At 46.1% G+C, this 17,011-nt stretch carries 27 protein-coding genes and 1 pseudogene; 5 read left to right on the forward strand and 23 right to left on the reverse strand.

Going from position 1 to position 17,011, the window contains the following annotated elements:
- Window positions 1-88: 88 nt before the first annotated feature.
- From H8S11_RS09625 to H8S11_RS09710, 19 genes are all read right to left on the reverse strand, one after another.
- Window positions 89-370, reverse strand: coding sequence for a hypothetical protein (locus H8S11_RS09625; RefSeq protein ID WP_186852965.1), 282 nt, complete (start codon window positions 368-370; stop codon window positions 89-91).
- A complete protein-coding gene (locus H8S11_RS09630; RefSeq protein WP_186852966.1) occupies window positions 370-702 on the reverse strand; it encodes a hypothetical protein in 333 nt (110 codons plus the stop codon). Before H8S11_RS09630 ends, H8S11_RS09625 begins: the two co-directional genes overlap by 1 nt.
- Window positions 699-2,474, reverse strand: a complete 1,776-nt coding sequence (locus H8S11_RS09635) for an AAA family ATPase (RefSeq protein WP_186852967.1) — start codon at window positions 2,472-2,474, stop codon at window positions 699-701. The genes H8S11_RS09630 and H8S11_RS09635 overlap by 4 nt, the downstream gene beginning before the upstream one ends.
- Complete coding sequence (locus tag H8S11_RS09640; protein WP_186852968.1) at window positions 2,471-3,082, reverse strand: hypothetical protein; 612 nt, start codon at window positions 3,080-3,082, stop codon at window positions 2,471-2,473. The genes H8S11_RS09635 and H8S11_RS09640 overlap by 4 nt, the downstream gene beginning before the upstream one ends.
- A 3-nt stretch (window positions 3,083-3,085) precedes the next feature.
- On the reverse strand, window positions 3,086-3,274 hold the full coding sequence (locus H8S11_RS09645; protein ID WP_186852969.1) for a hypothetical protein: 189 nt from the start codon (window positions 3,272-3,274) through the stop codon (window positions 3,086-3,088).
- A complete protein-coding gene (locus H8S11_RS09650; protein ID WP_186852970.1) occupies window positions 3,264-3,440 on the reverse strand; it encodes a hypothetical protein in 177 nt (58 codons plus the stop codon). The genes H8S11_RS09645 and H8S11_RS09650 overlap by 11 nt, the downstream gene beginning before the upstream one ends.
- Window positions 3,424-3,939 carry an ERCC4 domain-containing protein gene (locus tag H8S11_RS09655; protein ID WP_366461078.1) on the reverse strand — a complete coding sequence of 172 codons (516 nt, stop codon included), beginning with the start codon at window positions 3,937-3,939 and terminating at the stop codon, window positions 3,424-3,426. Before H8S11_RS09655 ends, H8S11_RS09650 begins: the two co-directional genes overlap by 17 nt.
- Window positions 3,939-4,505: a hypothetical protein gene (locus tag H8S11_RS09660; protein WP_186852972.1), complete on the reverse strand. Its 567-nt coding sequence runs from the start codon at window positions 4,503-4,505 to the stop codon at window positions 3,939-3,941. Before H8S11_RS09660 ends, H8S11_RS09655 begins: the two co-directional genes overlap by 1 nt.
- A gap of 213 nt (window positions 4,506-4,718) precedes the next feature.
- A complete protein-coding gene (locus H8S11_RS09665; protein ID WP_186852973.1) occupies window positions 4,719-5,363 on the reverse strand; it encodes an AAA family ATPase in 645 nt (214 codons plus the stop codon).
- On the reverse strand, window positions 5,360-5,536 hold the full coding sequence (locus H8S11_RS09670; protein ID WP_186852974.1) for a hypothetical protein: 177 nt from the start codon (window positions 5,534-5,536) through the stop codon (window positions 5,360-5,362). Before H8S11_RS09670 ends, H8S11_RS09665 begins: the two co-directional genes overlap by 4 nt.
- 19 nt (window positions 5,537-5,555) lie before the next feature.
- A complete protein-coding gene (locus tag H8S11_RS09675; protein ID WP_186852975.1) occupies window positions 5,556-5,789 on the reverse strand; it encodes a hypothetical protein in 234 nt (77 codons plus the stop codon).
- Between the two features lie 197 nt (window positions 5,790-5,986).
- Window positions 5,987-6,184 (reverse strand): hypothetical protein, encoded by a 198-nt coding sequence (locus tag H8S11_RS09680; protein WP_186852976.1) that lies wholly within the window; start codon window positions 6,182-6,184, stop codon window positions 5,987-5,989.
- Entirely contained in the window at window positions 6,168-6,365 is a 198-nt protein-coding gene (locus H8S11_RS09685; protein WP_186852977.1) for a hypothetical protein, read from the reverse strand. Before H8S11_RS09685 ends, H8S11_RS09680 begins: the two co-directional genes overlap by 17 nt.
- 125 nt (window positions 6,366-6,490) lie before the next feature.
- Window positions 6,491-6,913, reverse strand: coding sequence for a hypothetical protein (locus H8S11_RS09690; protein ID WP_207721971.1), 423 nt, complete (start codon window positions 6,911-6,913; stop codon window positions 6,491-6,493).
- Between the two features lie 17 nt (window positions 6,914-6,930).
- Window positions 6,931-7,095, reverse strand: a complete 165-nt coding sequence (locus H8S11_RS09695; protein WP_186852978.1) for a hypothetical protein — start codon at window positions 7,093-7,095, stop codon at window positions 6,931-6,933.
- A gap of 60 nt (window positions 7,096-7,155) precedes the next feature.
- Window positions 7,156-7,290: a hypothetical protein gene (locus H8S11_RS14080; protein WP_279287571.1), complete on the reverse strand. Its 135-nt coding sequence runs from the start codon at window positions 7,288-7,290 to the stop codon at window positions 7,156-7,158.
- Window positions 7,291-7,407: 117 nt separating this feature from the next.
- Complete coding sequence (locus H8S11_RS09700) at window positions 7,408-7,626, reverse strand: hypothetical protein (protein ID WP_186852979.1); 219 nt, start codon at window positions 7,624-7,626, stop codon at window positions 7,408-7,410.
- Window positions 7,623-7,760, reverse strand: coding sequence for a hypothetical protein (locus tag H8S11_RS09705; protein ID WP_186852980.1), 138 nt, complete (start codon window positions 7,758-7,760; stop codon window positions 7,623-7,625). The genes H8S11_RS09700 and H8S11_RS09705 overlap by 4 nt, the downstream gene beginning before the upstream one ends.
- Before the next feature lie 741 nt (window positions 7,761-8,501).
- Window positions 8,502-8,714, reverse strand: coding sequence for a helix-turn-helix domain-containing protein (locus H8S11_RS09710; RefSeq protein ID WP_186852981.1), 213 nt, complete (start codon window positions 8,712-8,714; stop codon window positions 8,502-8,504).
- Window positions 8,715-8,862: 148 nt separating this feature from the next.
- Between H8S11_RS09710 and H8S11_RS09715 the strand changes: the two genes are divergently transcribed.
- From H8S11_RS09715 to H8S11_RS09735, 5 genes are all read left to right on the forward strand, one after another.
- Window positions 8,863-9,498, forward strand: coding sequence for a LexA family protein (locus H8S11_RS09715; protein ID WP_186852982.1), 636 nt, complete (start codon window positions 8,863-8,865; stop codon window positions 9,496-9,498).
- A gap of 50 nt (window positions 9,499-9,548) precedes the next feature.
- Entirely contained in the window at window positions 9,549-9,932 is a 384-nt protein-coding gene (locus tag H8S11_RS09720; protein ID WP_366461143.1) for a PBECR3 domain-containing polyvalent protein, read from the forward strand.
- Between the two features lie 227 nt (window positions 9,933-10,159).
- Window positions 10,160-10,474 carry a hypothetical protein gene (locus H8S11_RS09725; protein WP_186852983.1) on the forward strand — a complete coding sequence of 105 codons (315 nt, stop codon included), beginning with the start codon at window positions 10,160-10,162 and terminating at the stop codon, window positions 10,472-10,474.
- Window positions 10,475-10,523: 49 nt separating this feature from the next.
- Window positions 10,524-11,357 (forward strand): BRO-N domain-containing protein, encoded by an 834-nt coding sequence (locus tag H8S11_RS09730; RefSeq protein ID WP_186852984.1) that lies wholly within the window; start codon window positions 10,524-10,526, stop codon window positions 11,355-11,357.
- Window positions 11,358-11,461: 104 nt separating this feature from the next.
- Window positions 11,462-12,577 carry a tyrosine-type recombinase/integrase gene (locus tag H8S11_RS09735; RefSeq protein WP_186852985.1) on the forward strand — a complete coding sequence of 372 codons (1,116 nt, stop codon included), beginning with the start codon at window positions 11,462-11,464 and terminating at the stop codon, window positions 12,575-12,577.
- Between the two features lie 592 nt (window positions 12,578-13,169).
- Here the strand turns inward: H8S11_RS09735 and citG are convergent.
- The 4 genes and pseudogenes from citG to citC all read right to left on the reverse strand — a co-directional run bounded on the left by citG (window position 13,170) and on the right by citC (window position 16,886).
- Complete coding sequence (gene citG, locus H8S11_RS09740; protein WP_340405647.1) at window positions 13,170-14,090, reverse strand: triphosphoribosyl-dephospho-CoA synthase CitG; 921 nt, start codon at window positions 14,088-14,090, stop codon at window positions 13,170-13,172.
- A gap of 18 nt (window positions 14,091-14,108) precedes the next feature.
- A pseudogene (gene citX, locus H8S11_RS14275) lies at window positions 14,109-14,480 on the reverse strand (citrate lyase holo-[acyl-carrier protein] synthase); the annotation flags it as partial.
- Between the two features lie 233 nt (window positions 14,481-14,713).
- Entirely contained in the window at window positions 14,714-15,628 is a 915-nt protein-coding gene (locus tag H8S11_RS09745) for a LysR family transcriptional regulator (RefSeq protein WP_186852987.1), read from the reverse strand.
- Window positions 15,629-15,875: 247 nt separating this feature from the next.
- The gene (gene citC / locus H8S11_RS09750; RefSeq protein ID WP_186852988.1) at window positions 15,876-16,886 is read right to left on the reverse strand and encodes a [citrate (pro-3S)-lyase] ligase; all 1,011 of its coding nucleotides are present in this window, start codon (window positions 16,884-16,886) and stop codon (window positions 15,876-15,878) included.
- Window positions 16,887-17,011: the final 125 nt, after the last annotated feature.

A 17,011-nucleotide genomic window follows, 5' to 3' on the forward strand; every position in this document is an offset into this window, starting at 1 on the left:
CGGGAATGACTTGTCCCACTCTATGCTATACGTCTGATGGCCTCTCTTTTCAAACGCCTTACTTACAGAGCGTGTTCCTGCAAATAATTCAAGTAGCTTCATCCAGCATCTCCATCTCCTCCGCGCTCAGAATCGGCGCGCGGGTGTTCCATATCTGCCGTGCTTCTTCCAAATCGTACCCCGCCGCCATAAACCCACATGGGCATTCAATCATTACACATGCCATCACGGCCCTGTGCTTCGCGTCCTCACCTCTGCACCCTGGACACGGCAGCAGCACCCCCGCCTCCGTCAGCCGTCTGGCCGCCTCTTTGTCGCCCAGCAGGGCACGCTTAATATCGTCCATATGGTTCGTAATGTATGTATTCATCACAGCCTCCCATCCAGCGCCGCACTCAACCTGTCGGCGTTCTCCAATGTGCGGTTTTTTCGGTAGGCGTTTTGGGCGGCTTCAACTGCTTTTCTTAAATCGCTGTTCCAACGGTACATAATATCTTCATACGATTTCAAATTCCGTTCTACTGTGTACTTTCTCATCAGGTGCTTTTTTTCAATTTGTCCTTGTTCCTGCGTAATCGCCTTTTGAAAAAATCTAAAATATAATGCTGCCAAACCCTGATACATTACTGCATCAATAAAATCCAAACTATCCGACATCGGCTCTCCACGCATGGCCGCTCTTTCAAAAGGAAGTTCTGTCATAGTGGCAATTCCTCCTCCACTGGCTGAAAATAATCCTCCCACCCGTAATGCCTTGGATAAAGTCCATAAGGAAAAATTCTTTTTGTCCTCTCGCTGTAACACAGTTTTATGGCTTTGTCCTTCGTGGCATATTTTCCAAACAGACGGTTTTTTGTAATTGACAGCTTGCTATCACATGTATCGTCATTTTCTATTCGCTCATAGGACATGACTACGTCGGCCTTGTTAGTGATGTCTGCGGAACCGGCCACATCATCGTTGTCAAACTCCAATTTGCTTTTTCTGGGATGAGCGACCAGAATAACAACTACATCATATTTGACAGCGATCTTTTTAAGCTGACCCACAAAATTGCTCTGTGCCAAATAAAGCTGATCGTTTTCCTGAACTGTTTCCATAGCTGTCATCAAATTGTCGATGCAGACTAGCCGAACTCCGTATTGCTTAATGACTTTTTCAATGGTTTCTGGAAGGCTTTCAAATTCCGCGCCATCCTCCGGAAGCCAGTTATTGTCGTATATATAAGCGCGGCCCTTATACCAATCACTGATCTGTCGAATTACGCCGTCCCCGATGGTATATTCATAGTCCCCATAGATATTTTGAATGGCCTTTATGTAATCCGTTCCGGCTAGCTGAAAATCGATCCATCGTTTAAAGTGATAATCAGCCAATTCACCAGAGTAAATAAATACATTCTCTCGTTGATCCAGTGCCTCACAGACCAGTTGGCTCATAAATGTGGACTTTCCATGTCCCCGCTTTCCGGTTAGCAAAATCACTTGTCCCATAACCAATCCGCCAATCAGACGGTCTATATCCGGGATATTGGTTTTGATTTTCGGCAGGGCGTTGATGTCCACCGACTGTACCAAAGCCAGGTCTTTAACATTTTCCAGCTGGGGTATCTCCGCGTTTTCGATTGCCGCCCTGATTGCCTGTTTCCCATATTTCAGGAGAATATCATTCGCGTCCTTTTCCCCCAGGTAGTCCTTTTTACGAACCACCTTTACCGTCTGTGGGAGGCGGGCCCGTAAAGTGTCAGCCAGCGTGATCTTCCCATGCTCGTTATCGCCAAATACCACAACATCATGAAACTTTGTAATCCAGTCCCAGCAATTTGCAAGCCATGTAAAGCCTGTTGCCCCCGTTGGAACAGAAACCGCATTGTTAAAGCCGCATTCCGCTACTGATAGGCTGTCTATCTGCCCTTCCGTAATAATCAGGCGGTCAAAGTCCTTGCACTGCTTTATTCCAAATAAGATTGGCATAGTTTCCGCCTCAGACCATTCTTTGTTTTTGTCAATGCCTTTGCGGAACTTCATGTTGCGGTATTTGACAAATTGGAGTGTACCAGTCTCATCGTAAAAGGGGAAAACCAAAATGTCCTTGTTATCTGTCCGAGTGGTCAGTTCATACTTTCGGCAAATTTCGGAGCTAATTCCCCGTTTTGCCATGTACTCGATTGCTCCATTCCGAACTACTACCGGCTTCTGTGGCAGTTTTCGGTAAACTCGCTTTTCACCGAAACCCAAGTCATAATCAAAATCTCTTGCCAGCTCTACAAAATGTCCATGGTAATCGCAGCTCGCTCGGAAGCACTTGAACAGACCGCTTTTAAGATTCACGGAAAATGTATTCTTGTCCCGATTTCCGCCTCCCCGACACTGGGGGCAATACTTGAAAAACAGCTCGTCCCCTTTTTCATGGATATCGGCCCCGATGGCCCTGGCCAATCCATAAGCATCTTCAGTCTTGAACTCATAGCTCATTGGTACATCCCCTTTACGAACAGGCCAAGGTCCTTCCCCATAGCTTCTGCGTCTCGTCTCCACCTGGATGGGAATCTGTACAACCTCCCATCAATCACAATGGAGTCATCACCCGTCCCCTCGGCGGGGAGCCCGCCGTCCTCAGACGGCGCGGCGACGCCGCAGCTATCTTCTTTTCTTCTATTCCTTCTTATTCCTTCTTTATTATGTCCGTCCGTTGTCCGTGAGTTGTCCGATTTTCGTTCACGGCGTTGTTTCGTTTGTTGCCCTCTGCCCTGGTAAACCTCCCAATTTTCAATGGTTATCGTTGTTCCATTCGTTGTATCACTCTTTGTTTCAACCATTGTTTCATTTTCGAGGGATTTTAAAAATCTACTAACCTTGTTCCGGCTCCATTTCCATCGCTTGGACAATTCTAAGATGCTCTTATAGACAGTTCCAGGCTGGAACTCCATAAATTTCCCATTTTTGAAAATTGTATTCTCCGTCCCTTGGGCCATAAGAAGCAGGTCAACCCAAGCTTGTCCTTTGGTAAATGGTTCCGAAACCCATAAGGGGTCATCCGCAAATTTTCTCCAGAGTTTGATCCACCCTGCTTTTTCGTCCATAGCTTACTCCCATGTTGAGGCGATTCTGGCATATATCTGCTCATATCCGTTTCTGAAATAAACATCCATGAGACAGGTCAGCTCATCCATCGTCAAGTCGTACAGGGTCATAGGCCTTCCATTGGTCATAACCTTAAAGTCATAGCGGCACGGAAGGTGGTCGGTCTTAATTCTCCGCTTTTCATTCTTCATCCTTTTCAGCCTCCGATACAATCACCTGGTAACCATCATGGATTTCTCTGCTGGTGTCCAATTCTAAGTTGTCGGTTATGTAAGTTTTGGAAAGTTCCGCCGGTTCCTGTCCATTGAAAAAGTCCTGGGGATTATGGGTGCAGGTGATTCTAAATTTCTTCTTCATCCGGCATTTCCTCCAATCGCTCCTTTAGCTCCCTGTACAGTACATCATGGATGACCCGTCCGCTGTTCTCCTCTTTGCAAAACAGGATTTGGCAGTTATAGCGGGCCAGCCAAGCCAGCATAGAGGCCGTTAGTGATGCCGGGTGAACTCTTGCCCTATAATGGCCGCTGTAAGCCTCGTCAAGACTCCCATTCTCCACCAGGAGGTATAACTTTGCCCCCGCCTCTTTAGCCCGCTTAAACTCCCTGACAAAGCGTTTCCGGTCTTGACAATAGCAGTGAGCCAGTTCGGTCAAATCCATCTTACGCTCAATAGCTACCTGGTCCCTTAAGTCCAATGTGTCACACTTAACGGAGTAATCCCCGAAAGAGAGGGCTACTCTCTCAATCGGGGCTTCGATCTGCTCCATACGTTTTCTGGCCCGTGGTGTGTCCTGTTCTCTAGTGTCCCATAAAACGGACATTGTAGATAGGGCGCGCTTGACCGAAAAATGATCCATCAGAAGGGCAGCTCCCCACTGTCTTCATTGATTTGGGCAAAGCTGTTTTCTGCGGCACTGGTGACTTTTAACGGCTTGTCCTTTGGCTGTCGATACTTTCCCTGCCGAATATCGTCTACATCAGTCAGAGCGCAACACTCCGTGGTCCAACCAGTATTTCCGTTCATTTCCCACTCCCGATTGCGGAACAAAACGCCAACAAGTTTTCCTTTCAGCTTCGTTTCATCCCAGTCCCAGTGGTAGCCAGGGTTGCTGGCCTCGATGGACCAGACAGCATTTCCAAAAGCGCGCTTAGTCCATCCGTCCTTTTCGCTCCCGTCATCTTTTGGCTCAGAAAGGCGGTAAGTTCCTCTCCATTTCTTGTCCTCTCGATCCTGCTCTTTATAATCCTTTGCAAAAAAGTCTTTGTACTGGCCCTCCAGAATATCAAAGGAGATCAGAAGTACATTCCCCCAGTCGTAGGAAACCTCCTCGGCATTTAGAATTTTGGCGACATAGCCACCAGCAGGAAGGAGCTCTCTGGCCCCAGCAGACTTCTTGGCTTCAAATCCGCTAAACTGTTTCATTACTCTATTCCTCCGTATTTTCGATAATATTTAAAGGGCACCAATACCCTCTATAACGAGTGTCTACGATGTATTCAGCCGTCCTTCGGCACTGTTTTCTTGCGTATGTTTCTAATAATGGGCAAAATTCACAGCATACACGGTCATCGGGGAAAAACAGGTCTACGGTTACTTTGGTATAGCTGGTTACCCCTTCGTCCTTTGCCTTACCCATCAGAAGTCCTCCAATGCCTTTAGAACAAATCCCATGTCATTATCGATCTCAAAGGATTTAAAGGCTCCCATGGGGCTTTTTGCTGTGCTGTTTTTTGCCTGCGTCTCGAATATATAGCGGTCATCATCGGTCTTCTTGGCCAGCAGAACAGTCCCAAACAGACTTTCCGGGACCAGCTTTTCCAGTTTTCTGCCATTCGTTTTAATTCTTGTAAAGCTGTATCCAAAATCATCCCGAATCGTCTCACTATGCATGACAAAAATGATGGTCAGATCGTCCCGCTGCCGGCCGGCTGTCTCGATCAAGTCCCACACAAACTGTGTCAAGTCTATCCATTTGCCAAAGCCCGTTTCTTTCATACTTTTTACTTCTTTGTCCACCATACAGGTGTTCAACGTGTCGATGACAATGGTTTTCGTCTCTGGTTTTTTCTGGCTGATATTGACAACTAGGCCAGCGATTTTCTGAATGTCTCTGGTATATGCAAAATTCCTATTGGCTTCATTGTATTGGCTCCGCCAGTCTTTCCAGGCCAGTCCTTTTCCGTCGCAGTCAATATAATAGGTGCTTTTAGGGTCCAGATTCCGCATAGCCGTTGTTTTCCCAGATCCGGATTCACCCATTACACAAATTAAGCGGCTCATATTCCTACCTCCGGCGGAAGGTTCGCCACTGGTATCCCGTCAAATCCCATAATTAAAAAGCCAGATCGCCCATCCTTCAGCCTGACACGAACTGTCCCGTTTATAGCTTGAATCTCTTCCAGTGGACCTATGTTTTCAGTTGCCCATGTAAGCAGTTTTGTTGTAGTTTCCATATAACCAACTCCATATCCCTCAATTCAGCCAGTCTTGATAAGTCGTGGCTCCGTAACCCGTGGCATATTCTGAAAATTCCCGAATGATGCCAGGATAGCCGTCCAGAAGCCACTTGATAATCTCAAGTGCATATTCTGTTGCGTATTCCTTTAGTTCTGCCATTGTGTCCTTGTTCTCGCATTCAATCCAGGATGGATAACCTGTCCGCTGAATCGCCGCAACGTCTGGATGCTCAATGTCCATCATCCGCATGCCAGCCCAACTCCCATTCCAAAAGCGAATACAAGCCCTAATAAAACCATAATACCTATAAAGGTAATTGTCTCAGACCGTCTTTCACGGCGCAGTTGCTCTCGCGTCCTCACTTCTTCCGCCTCTTTTCCATAAATTCCGCCACAGCGAGGGCGGTACAGATCACGATGCACACCACGCACACTGCGGAAAAAAACTCAAACAATTTTGATTCCTCCCAACGTCATCAAATAGAACCACTGCTCTTGAGTAAGGCGTACCTCCTGCTCGTCCAGGAGCTTTGCAATAGAGCCATCGCCGCATCCGATTTCATGGGCAAGGCCCCTTTGCGACAGCCGGTGCCGCTCCATAGCCCGCTGGGTGATGCGGCGGACCGTCTCATTTGGAGTTTTCATTTCTGTCCTCCCGATCCAGGATTATCGCCATGACTTCGGCTAAATTCCGAACCGTTTTAAGCAGCTCCGGCACATCAACTCCATAATGATCCCGTTCCAGATTGTTCATGTGCCTCCTAGAATTCCGGCTCTGCGTCCCAAGATCCTTAATGCTGTCGTTCTCTTCAAGCGTTTTTTTCATAAAATTTTCCTTTCCGGCTTGACAGAGAACGGATGTTCTAGTATGATGTATCTATCAAGCCTAATTGGTGTGGTCAGTTAGGTTTGCCAGCCTCGTCAGGTGTGTCCAGCACCTGATGGGGCGTTTTATTTTTCGTCCACAATGATTGTTCCAGTTGTGTAATAAATCATGTGCCGGTTCCCGTCCTCATCATCAAACAGAATGTAACTCTCACGATCTGTTTCAATATCAAACTTCCCAGAATATTCTTTGATAAGTTGACCATTTACGTCATAAACAGATACTGTCCGCTCAATTCCGCCTGACAAATTGCTCTGTTGATCTTTCAACGCCCGCCGGCCACTCTCTGAATTGAGGCGATACCAGATATATATGCCACTGATTAATGCTGTGATTAGAACTGTTGCCGCCGTTGCAACCGAAAGGCCGATTTTAAGTCCTTTATCATATTGAATATCTGTCGTTACTGCTCCCCATAACAGAAATCCTGCAATGGATAGTCCGATAACGCCAATGAAAATAACGAATACCCAAGCTCCTATAGTCATAATTACATATTTCCTTTCTAAATTATTGCGTACTCCAGAAGGTCCTTCGCTCGATCCAGGATCGTCTTGGCCTGAACCAGCGTAAGACCTTTTCCGAGCAGCATATGGCTGATTTGCTCTGGAAGCTCTTTCGCCAGCACCGCATTAGCGCCCTGCATTTTCTTCATATATGTTTCATCCATATTTTTCGTAAACTCCTATTTTCATTTAGATTTGATCTGGATACGCCCGATCCACAAAAATTAGTATTGCAATTTTGCCAACGCAACTTTTTGCTCTATATTTAACTCCGGGTCGTTTGCTACATCTTTTAGTACAACTTCCCTCATCCGATAACCAAGCCCGTCCAGCATAGACCGATATTCTTCGTACTTCATAACTTTTCCTCCTTGTATTCCGTCCCGCACCATGATAAAATACAAGGTGCTAGGACTTGTCCTGTTCTTCCGCCCTCATCCGTGCGCTATCACGGGTGGGGGCAATTATTTTTGATCTCATGCGCTCACACCCATGTCACGCACAATAGCGGATGCCACCATATCTGCATCGTATTTCACCCTCTTTTCGCTCATTCTGATGCCGAATATCTGGTGGTTTTCCAGCCACTGCTTGGCCCATCTCTTTGTACAGCCAAGCTCTCGCCGGACATCTTCCAACGTCATTAGACCGCCGTATATCTCCCTGAGTATTTTCGCTTTCTGTTTGGGGGTCATTGCGGTTCCTCCTTCTTAGTTATGGATTGAGCAACAGCTTTAGTATCCATCTGCAAACATGTACTTTGCTGGCCTTGTAGTGCAAATATGAGGTCAGCGATTTCTTTTGCCTCGCCTTTCAAAATGGCTTCCATCTCTCTCACCCCCTCACACGAGATTTTTCTACTTCGGCATCGCACTCCAAATCTAACTCATCAACCAAAATGGTAAGGAGCAACCTGGGATATTCGCCACCATCCTGCTCTAGCCGGAAATGCAAAGCATTTTTCTCCACTGGCACTCCATTAATGGAAATCTCTGTTATCGTGCCTTTTGACCGTATACTTACCTTGCTCAATCGGAAATCCCCCATTCTACTATCTGCTTAAAGCAACCCCGTGGATATGGGCAATCAACGTTCATAGGATTGACGAACTCGCTTTATATGAGAAGTCCTGCGAAAAACGTTCCAATAAGTGCCCCAAGGAAAGAGCCAAGAAACATAAAAAAGTATCTCAGACTGCGGCTCGTATCATCGAGGGCATTGTCATTGCCTTTATCGCAACTGTAATCTCCAGAATCTTTGGATTTCTTTAAGATCATTGATATCACCCCCTTCTTTATTCGCTATTATCTACTGCAGGTTTTTTGATGTCTCTATATCTTCCCTTGGAGCTGTGAGCGGATACGTTCTTTTTCAATCAGATCAACGTATGCTTCCAGATGATGCCAAGCTTCTGAACTTGAAAGTCTATACCAATCGGGGCCTGACAAAAATATGGTCAATTCCACTTTGATCGGAGAATTAACACCGCCATACATCTCTCGGATTTGATATGTTATCGCCCTCCCCTCCTTATTCATTGTCGATTCGTAGGACGGAAATTGTTGTGAATTTAATTCACGTCACGATCAAAAAAAATAGTATTGACATCTTTCATAGAAAGATTTAATACTTTTGCCAAACCTTTAATCTCGCTTCCTTTGAACTCAGTATCTCCCTGAATTTTATTGTAAAATGCCTGTTCAGAAAGTCCTAAATGTTCTGCAAGTTTACGATTTGTAATTCCAGCTCTGGCAATTGATGCACGTAATTCCGGACAGTTCATATAGTATCACCTCCATTCGTGAATTTCATTCACATCCATATAATACCACCAGTGTGAATATCTGTCAACACTTTTTTGTTGAATTTTAAATTTTTGTTGACACTCATTCACGAATATGCTATTGTTTTCATATAAGGAGGTGATCTTGGTGGAAACCCATGAAAATATAAAACTTTTGCGTGAAAGCCAAGGATTATCACAAGAAGCACTTGCTGAAAAAGTAGGTTATAAAGACAGATCTTCTATTGCAAAAATCGAATCAGGCGTGGTTGATCTATCTCAATCTAAAATCGCCGCTTTCGCTAAAGCATTAAATGTTACTCCAGCCCAGCTTATGGGTATCTCTGACGAGCCGTCACGATCACTTTCTTCTAATATTCTCCCAATGCCGAAATTTGTAAAGAAGCCTCGTCTTGGTACAATTGCTTGTGGAAAACCTATTCTTGCTGTGGAAGAAGCTGAAGAGTTTGACACAGTACCGGAGGATATCCCATGTGATTTTACCCTCCGTTGTAAAGGTGACAGCATGATAAATGCTCGTATTTATGACGGCGACATTGTATATATCCGTGAACAGAAAGAAGTAGAAAATGGTGAGATTGCCGCTGTTAGAATTGGTGATGAAGCTACTTTGAAAAAGGTCTATTATAATGGACAGCGGATTATTTTAAGGGCCTGCAATCCTCTTTTCCCTGATATAGAGTATGAGGGTGAGGATCTAAATGATATTACCATTCTTGGTAAGGCTATTGCTTTTACAAGTGTAATAAGGCATACTTTGTAACCAAACCACCGGAGGGTGGAAAAAGATAGAGAGGAGGGGTTACAATAGAAATTGTTGGAGAAGTCACAGACCACATTGTATCCCTCCTGGAGATTGTCCCGTCGGAAGATCGGAAAATATACTTTGCGCCGAGTAATCTCGATCATATGAAAACTTCCCACCCAGATGATTTCGCTAAGTACGGTAAACATCTATCTTATATTTTGGCAGAACCAGATTATGTTGGGCGCAATCCGGCAGACGGCTCTATCGAATATGTGAAAGAGTTTTTTGTTGATGGAGAATATGTGAAAGAGTTTTTTGTTGATGGAGAATATGTGAAAGTGGCTGTTCGTCTTTCCCATTCTGAACGCTATTTTGCCAGAACACTTTATACTCTTAACAAGAACAGGGTGAAAAATTTTATTGAAAAAGGAACACTAAAAAAGACTTGAAATAATTACATAAATGTGTATAATGAAGTTGTAAGGTACATAATGATGTACTGAGCAGAAATAGAGGACGGAACGGGCAGCCGTCGCCCCCGAAAGGGTTAGGAGATGTGGGAATCGTCACCCCACCTATTTTTGTTCAAACATTAGGCAGGCAACTTCGGTTGTCTGCCTTTTGCTTTGTGACCCAACCGCTTTTTTGAATCGCAATAAAAAGGAGATACACTATTATGTTAGAAGAAAAAGATCTGCAAGCTATCGCACAGTTGATGGAGAAACAGAAGCAGGAGATCATGTCTGAGACGAAAGGATTGTTGTCACAACAGAAGCAGGAGATCTTGGACGAAACCACTCAGCGCATGAAGGTCCTTCTGGATACAGAAGTCACGCCGAAATTCAATCTGCTGGCGGAAAATCAAAAAATCATGCTGGATAAATTAGCACCGAAGAGTGAATTAGAGGAGCTACGCAGTGAAGTTTCCGTCTTGAAGCTCGCTATTCGGAGCATAAATCAGGAGATCGCCGAACTGAAAAAGGCACAATAAAAATCCCCGCCAGAAGTGTGCGGTATTGAAACCCAGAAAGGATAATTGCATGGGAGATAAAAAGACAGCAATCAAGTTATTTGAAAGTAAAGAAATTAGAACAGCATGGGATGCCGAAAAAGAGGAATGGTATTTTTCGATTGTTGATGCTGTTGGTATATTGACAGATAGTCCAGATTATACGACAGGACGAAAATATTGGAATAAACTAAAACAGCGTCTAAAAGAAGAAGGGAGCGAAGTGGTGACAAATTGTCACCAGTTGAAACTTCCGGCGGCAGACGGGAAAATGCGCCTAACCGATGTTGCTGATACAACGCAACTGCTGAGGATCATACAATCCATTCCATCTCCGAAAGCTGAACCCTTTAAGCAATGGCTCGCTATGGTCGGAAGCCAGCGGTTGGATGAAACTGCTGATCCTGAATTGGCAATCCAAAGAGCACTTTATACTTACAAGAAAAAAGGTTACTCCGATAAATGGATCTCACAGCGTCTTAAATCTATTGAATTTCGCAAAGAGCTTACAGATGAATGGGACAGGGCCGGTATCAAAGATTTGGAGTATGCAATCCTTACCAATGAATTAACAAAAGCATGGGCCGGAATGACCACAGGGGAATATAAGGCATACAAGGGTTTAAAAAAGGAAAGCCTTCGGGACAATATGACAAATACAGAGCTGGTTCTAAATATGCTTGCCGAAGTATCCACTACCGAAATTTCCAGAGCCACTAGTCCAAAAGGGCTTGAGCCCAGTAAAAAGGTTGTGCAACAAGGTGGCGCTATTGCTCGAAATGCCCGTAAAGAGTTAGAGGAGAAAACCGGAAAATCTGCAATTTCTAAGCACACGGCAAAAGATATAAAAGAGTTGGACAAATAAAAAATCCCCGCCCCGGCGCTACCAACACCGGAACAGGGAAAAGGGGCAGAAGCTTTGATCGGCGCTCTGCCCCTCCATTTTATTAGAACGGAGGGAAAAAGTCAATGTCTAAAGATTATATTCGAAAAACAGCCAGGTACAACGGAAAGAAGTACGAGGCTACTGGGAAAACTGAATTAGAGGCCATGACAAAGCTGGCCGAGAAAATCGCCGCCGCCAAGCGTGGTGAAGAAGTCGTAGGCGGATCTATGACTGTAAGTGCGTGGTACATAGAATGGAAAAGGACCTACAAGGACCCAAAAGGTCTTACCTCAAAGAGCCTTAGCATGTATGATGAAAAATTTAACGGTTATATAAAGCCAGCCATCGGATATATGAAGCTAAGAGAAGTTAAGGACGTACACCTTCAACGTATATTAAATGGACAGGCCGGAAAGTCCGCTTCTCATGTCAAAAAAATTCGTATGGTTCTCCAGGAAATGTTCAAAAGAGCCAGACAGTCTAGGCTCATTCCATATGATCCAGCGGAACTGTTAGAGCTGCCACACGTCAAAGAGGGAAAACGCCGATCCGTTACAGAGGAAGAAAGAGCTGCTATCTTGGCTGTATCAGAATATCATTCCTCTGGCCTTTGGATACTAACTTTGCTATACACAGGTATGAGACCGGGAGAAACAGCCGCTCTTACTTGGTCTGATGTTGATTTTAAACGCAACGAGATACATGTACACACAGCAAAAGAAAGCGGCTCTATGGCCATCAAGGGGCCAAAAACTGCATCTGGAGTGCGTGACATCCCAATACACTCCAAACTCCTTCCAAAACTCTTGGAGGCTAGAGGGGACCTGTTTGCTCCAGTATTTCCTAACGCAAAGGGTGGCCGTATGGATGACGATACTATGTATCGCCGTTGGCGCTCATTCTGCCGGGAGTTGGATATCTACATGGGAGCCAAAGTCTATCGGAATCAGATCATAGAAAGCAAATTATCTGACGATCTTACACCATATTGTTTACGGCATACATTCTGTACAGACCTGCAAAAAGCTGGTGTTCCTATCAATGTAGCGAAAGAGCTTATGGGGCATTCTGACATATCTATAACAGCTAATATTTATACTCACCGGGACAACTTGATTTTGCACCAAAATATTGCACTTTTAGACGGGAGTGGTGGGAAAGATGGTGGAAAGAAATTTTTCAGTTGCTCGAATACATAGAGCGACAGCTACTTTGAGTTTTTTTGCGCACTGACTCTGACTCTGTTTGTGAGGGTTCGAATCCTTCTCCCGCTGCCACGTCGGAGCAAACGTTATGTCGTTTGCTCCGACTTTTCTATTTAAAATTCAGAGCGCACTCATTTTGTTCCTCCTCTTTTCCAAACCGAACCCGCTGTCACTGGGCTTCAATCTGGGTCCATCGCTTTACAGCGGTTTGGTCTTATGACGAGAAAACGCCTGTTTTACCGTCCTTTACAAGCTAGAACCCCTGAAAGTGCTAAAAAGCACTTTCAGGGGTTTTTTACTGATCAACACTATTTTTCGCCTGTTGGTGTTGGAATAAATCGGCTATCCAGTCATCTTATGTACAATTTTCCTCCCTTTATTATGCAGGTCGGGGATCCGAGCCCTTAGATTTCGATTTCGATTGTACATAAATTCTCTGCTACGTACCCCGTTCATAGTCAACTACCATACCACAAATCACATATCATATCGTTATCTTTACATACATATCAGCCACACCAATTTTTAAGGCGCTACAAAGGAGGCAGCGGCCGGAGTCAGACTTCTTCATTACGACACGGCGCTTTTATGAAACACACTCTACCTGGCAAGGTGAAGTATGCTGCAGAAAGTAGAGAAAATAGGTGATTGCCAGTAGATCGGCGCATCCCCCTGGAGATAGATTTCGCTGGATGAGCTCTGTATCCAGCACAGAGGCCGCCTGATCAGGGGGAATGTCACTGAGTAGTAAATCCCGTGTACGACGGACCACCCACTGCCATCCCTCCATTCCACCCCTTGCTATCAAGTTGGTATCGGTGACTGAAGTCATAAGAGCAAGCAGTACTGAGACACCAGCCTCATCCAGACTAGCGCCATCTGTCAGCGCCTGGTTGAGGGCGGGTAGGCCTATCTGCTCCACAGCGGGCAACCCTGCTGCCAACTCTCCCCGAATCCCCCGAATTCCATATTTTATATAGAGTCTATTCCCCGCAGTAGAAGCAGTGTCTGGCGAAATGGTATCCAGCTCAGCTAGAGCCGCCCGGCGTGTCATGGCGGCACACTCACGCAGAATTTCGGATATATTCCATTTAAAGGATGCCGGATTCCACAACCGGCCTACCGCTGCACACACGGTTCCAAGAGAAAAAATCGCACCTTTGTGGGTATTTACGCCACCTGTGACTTGAAGCATAGTGCGCTCCGCGCCCACGCCGTCGGGGCGCAGTTGGAGGAAGGTCTCCTCCGGAGGAAGAGACGCTGTCTCCTGTCCCACAGATACAGCGCGGCGAAAGTAAGGCAACAGGGCACAGGTGCTATCCAGAAAGGTAAATAGGTTCATATCACAGTGGCTTCCATTGTTCCGGCAATCCACCAGCCCAGGCTTCGGTGTGGTACACACCTCATAGAGGAGAGAGCGGCTGGCTAAATCCGCCAGGCTACATCGATCCTGTTCGGCAAAAAAGTTGCGGAGCAGGTTTGTTGTAACTTGCTGGATCTCTGCCACAGAATGGAGCCGTCTAGAGGCACAGTTCTTCCCTTTACATCCACAGACCAGGCATCCACGGGGCGGGAGCATCAAATCGGCGCGATTCCATTTTTCGTGTACTGGATCCAAGACGTCCATATCGAAGATGCGGCCTATTGGGTGTCGATCCTCCAGACCGACACACAGCCGCTTAATCTGCCGCCCATCACCACGGACAGCCCACAGGGCTTCACATCCGGTTGGACTATCGGTTTGATGGCGCTCTACTGTCTCCAGACCAGCGGCGGTTAGCGCCTCATCTAATCTCTTCAGTCCCTCTAGAAACGCCCGTCGGAGCAAAGCATTGTTTTTAATTGGTCCAGCAATATTTAGAGAAAAAGAAATCAGGGCAGTACCAAGTCGGCGCATCAATTCTCTCTGGGACTGAGCCCGTGCCTCACGTGCTATAAGGACTTCTTTAAGTGTTATTTCCCGATCTATGGTAACACACCTCCTTCTGCCATAAAATAAGTTCTGACTTTCTTTGACGTTTCTACCCCCACGGGAGGAAAATACCAACTGCTTCGTGGATAACCAGTACACAAGCCGTCACAGGAACCCTGCAGAGGCCGCCCGCGACAGATTGGATAGTCAATGGTCCATTAAAAGGTATATTTTTTCACCAAAAACTCTCTTTGCAGATGTCTTACCGCTACAGAAAGATAGGCATTTTTCAGAGTGGACAAAACAAAAGAATAGGGTGTGGCAAACCGCTCGTCGATTCGGAAAGATTCCCGCTGTTGCAGTGCCAGGGATATCTGTTTACTTGGCATGATAACCGATGCGTAATCTACCTGTGAGAGCGCATCTAGCGTACTCAGATTTCGACTAATCTGGCAGATTTTCGGGACAATACCGGCGTTGGCTAGAATCTGGTCGCAAACCATACGGCTGCGCTGACCAGGCAGGGTAAGAATGATGGGCTCCTCTTTGAAAAAGTCCAGATCAATATATGGTTGCTCAAGTCCAGGCTTATGAAAAACAAATTCCTTATAGCGACTTCGCCGACTGGGAATGACAATCATATTGTCCTTACTGAATTCAAAGTAGTCCAACTCCCCCTGAAGAACCGGGAGATGTAGAATCCCAATATCAACCTCGTGGCGGACGAGCTTTTGCTCAATTTGGCTACTGGTGGCCTCGATGAGGGTAACGGAAATCCCAGGATACTTTGCCTGGAAATCAGGGAGGATGTAAGGGAGCACATAGGTAGCCTGAGTGCCGGTAAAGCCAAGCCGAATCTCTCCGTTTTCTGAGTTATCCACATCTCGGAGCCTTTGTTTCAACTGTGCCTGCTCCCTCAGAACCTTCTGGGCAAATTCAAAAAAACACTGTCCCTCACTAGTCAAAACAACGCCCGTGTTATTACGAACAAACAGCTCCGATCCAGTCTCTTTTTCCAGCTTCTGTATACACTGGCTCAGAGCAGGTTGAGCGACGAAAAGTTGGGAGGCGGCTCGGGTTATACTCCCCTTCTCGGCAATCAGGACAAAGTATTCCAGATCCTTAAAGGTCATACAGGTACCTCCCTGAAATAACATATGTTTTTTCTTGATACCCAATTCCGTACTGCGCATCCACTCCCACATTCCTCCCTGACGTTTCTGCCCACACAGGCGAGAAACGATAGAAAAAAATTTGCGTTTTGGGACACAGGGGAACGCAGAATTTTATTTTGTAGAAAACTGAGACTATCCAGAAAAATATGGTCCCTATCTGGAGCAAACCCAGATAATGGTCCTGAGTATAATCATCCGACTACGGTTATCGTGTGCTACCAAAGCGGCGAAGAAGATAATCCCGCGTGCAGGTTGGCACTAGGCTGGACAACTCTGGGGTCACGCAACCATGTTCTCCAAGCAGTTTACGCACCCGAGAGGCGCTGATTGGCTCACCACCTGACATAATTCTGGGAAATTCGACAAAGGATATGCCGTAGCGTTGAAGAAGATGAGTCATGGTTTTATTGTACTGGCGTGTCACTGGATCCAGAGGTTCCTGCCCCGCAAAGCGAACCTGGATATCTAAGGCAGGGGCAATCCGCTCGCCAAAGATCGTAATATCTAGCTCGCTTTGCAGGTCAGATGCGCACTCTGTATCCTTGAGAAAATAGGCGGGAAATGTTTGGCTGGAGATCATGTACTGACCGCCGGGACAGACCAAGACATTAGGCAGATGCCGAACTCCCTCCTGGACCAGGGACAGGCGGTCCAGGAAAGGGAAAAACGAGCGGTCCTCCTCTACGACAAAGATATACAGCAGGTCACATTGGCTGGATGCCTGTTGAATCAGGTACTGGTGTCCTAGTGTAAACGGATTGCAGTTCATTACTGCCGCGCCGATACGATCTAGTCTTTTGACGGGACGTGGAATGCCTGCCAGATAGCTGTCGAGTCCGTTGTGGTCACTTTCCAGCAAGACGACACAGTCTGTTTGCCCCACGACGGTATAACCGCAACGGGAAAACATGGCGGCATTGTGAGGACGGGTGTAAACAAACAGATTGAAGTATCCCTTTTGAAACCGGTCCTGGGTCAGGCTAGAAAGTAGAAGGCCCAGCCCATTTTGTCCCTGTAGAGGTGCGTCAATCGCAAAGCACTTCAGCAGCGGTCCGCAAGCACATCCACAGCCGGAGAGCGTGTCCTCCTGGTATAGACCGAACGCACACTCCACATCGGGCTCTAGGCGTAGGCCATGTGCAGATAAAAACTGAGACAGAGATTCACGCTCCCAGCGGAGCGACAGGCAAATTTCCCGGATTTCGACTCCATCCATTCCCTTCTCACCCCATAGTGATAGTAATATTATTATAAGAGGAACATTACTGGAGCGCAAACATAAAAATTCAATGAGGCCCATCACATTTTCTTATTGCCCAAGCAGTTGCAGTATAAGCATTT

The organism is Flintibacter hominis, from assembly GCF_014287965.1.
GTDB lineage: Bacteria > Bacillota > Clostridia > Oscillospirales > Oscillospiraceae > Lawsonibacter > Lawsonibacter aceti.

What these genes read in the sequence shown, in the direction of transcription:
- H8S11_RS09705 (WP_186852980.1), bottom strand. Translation starts at nt 7,760, where the DNA reads ATGGAAGCCATTTTGAAAGGCGAGGCAAAAGAAATCGCTGACCTCATA.
- H8S11_RS09725 (WP_186852983.1), top strand. Translation starts at nt 10,160, where the DNA reads ATGTTAGAAGAAAAAGATCTGCAAGCTATCGCACAGTTGATGGAGAAA.
- H8S11_RS09685 (WP_186852977.1), bottom strand. Translation starts at nt 6,365, where the DNA reads ATGAAAAAAACGCTTGAAGAGAACGACAGCATTAAGGATCTTGGGACG.
- H8S11_RS09675 (WP_186852975.1), bottom strand. Translation starts at nt 5,789, where the DNA reads ATGCGGATGATGGACATTGAGCATCCAGACGTTGCGGCGATTCAGCGG.
- H8S11_RS09650 (WP_186852970.1), bottom strand. Translation starts at nt 3,440, where the DNA reads ATGAAGAAGAAATTTAGAATCACCTGCACCCATAATCCCCAGGACTTT.
- citC (WP_186852988.1), bottom strand. Translation starts at nt 16,886, where the DNA reads ATGGATGGAGTCGAAATCCGGGAAATTTGCCTGTCGCTCCGCTGGGAG.
- H8S11_RS09695 (WP_186852978.1), bottom strand. Translation starts at nt 7,095, where the DNA reads ATGGATGAAACATATATGAAGAAAATGCAGGGCGCTAATGCGGTGCTG.
- H8S11_RS09690 (WP_207721971.1), bottom strand. Translation starts at nt 6,913, where the DNA reads ATGACTATAGGAGCTTGGGTATTCGTTATTTTCATTGGCGTTATCGGA.
- H8S11_RS09660 (WP_186852972.1), bottom strand. Translation starts at nt 4,505, where the DNA reads ATGAAACAGTTTAGCGGATTTGAAGCCAAGAAGTCTGCTGGGGCCAGA.
- H8S11_RS09710 (WP_186852981.1), bottom strand. Translation starts at nt 8,714, where the DNA reads ATGAACTGTCCGGAATTACGTGCATCAATTGCCAGAGCTGGAATTACA.
- H8S11_RS09655 (WP_366461078.1), bottom strand. Translation starts at nt 3,939, where the DNA reads ATGGATCATTTTTCGGTCAAGCGCGCCCTATCTACAATGTCCGTTTTA.
- H8S11_RS09630 (WP_186852966.1), bottom strand. Translation starts at nt 702, where the DNA reads ATGACAGAACTTCCTTTTGAAAGAGCGGCCATGCGTGGAGAGCCGATG.
- H8S11_RS09640 (WP_186852968.1), bottom strand. Translation starts at nt 3,082, where the DNA reads ATGGACGAAAAAGCAGGGTGGATCAAACTCTGGAGAAAATTTGCGGAT.
- H8S11_RS09730 (WP_186852984.1), top strand. Translation starts at nt 10,524, where the DNA reads ATGGGAGATAAAAAGACAGCAATCAAGTTATTTGAAAGTAAAGAAATT.
- H8S11_RS09680 (WP_186852976.1), bottom strand. Translation starts at nt 6,184, where the DNA reads ATGAAAACTCCAAATGAGACGGTCCGCCGCATCACCCAGCGGGCTATG.
- H8S11_RS09665 (WP_186852973.1), bottom strand. Translation starts at nt 5,363, where the DNA reads ATGAGCCGCTTAATTTGTGTAATGGGTGAATCCGGATCTGGGAAAACA.
- H8S11_RS09625 (WP_186852965.1), bottom strand. Translation starts at nt 370, where the DNA reads ATGAATACATACATTACGAACCATATGGACGATATTAAGCGTGCCCTG.
- H8S11_RS09635 (WP_186852967.1), bottom strand. Translation starts at nt 2,474, where the DNA reads ATGAGCTATGAGTTCAAGACTGAAGATGCTTATGGATTGGCCAGGGCC.
- H8S11_RS14080 (WP_279287571.1), bottom strand. Translation starts at nt 7,290, where the DNA reads ATGAAGTACGAAGAATATCGGTCTATGCTGGACGGGCTTGGTTATCGG.
- H8S11_RS09645 (WP_186852969.1), bottom strand. Translation starts at nt 3,274, where the DNA reads ATGAAGAATGAAAAGCGGAGAATTAAGACCGACCACCTTCCGTGCCGC.
- H8S11_RS09735 (WP_186852985.1), top strand. Translation starts at nt 11,462, where the DNA reads ATGTCTAAAGATTATATTCGAAAAACAGCCAGGTACAACGGAAAGAAG.
- H8S11_RS09700 (WP_186852979.1), bottom strand. Translation starts at nt 7,626, where the DNA reads ATGACCCCCAAACAGAAAGCGAAAATACTCAGGGAGATATACGGCGGT.
- H8S11_RS09670 (WP_186852974.1), bottom strand. Translation starts at nt 5,536, where the DNA reads ATGGAAACTACAACAAAACTGCTTACATGGGCAACTGAAAACATAGGT.
- H8S11_RS09745 (WP_186852987.1), bottom strand. Translation starts at nt 15,628, where the DNA reads ATGACCTTTAAGGATCTGGAATACTTTGTCCTGATTGCCGAGAAGGGG.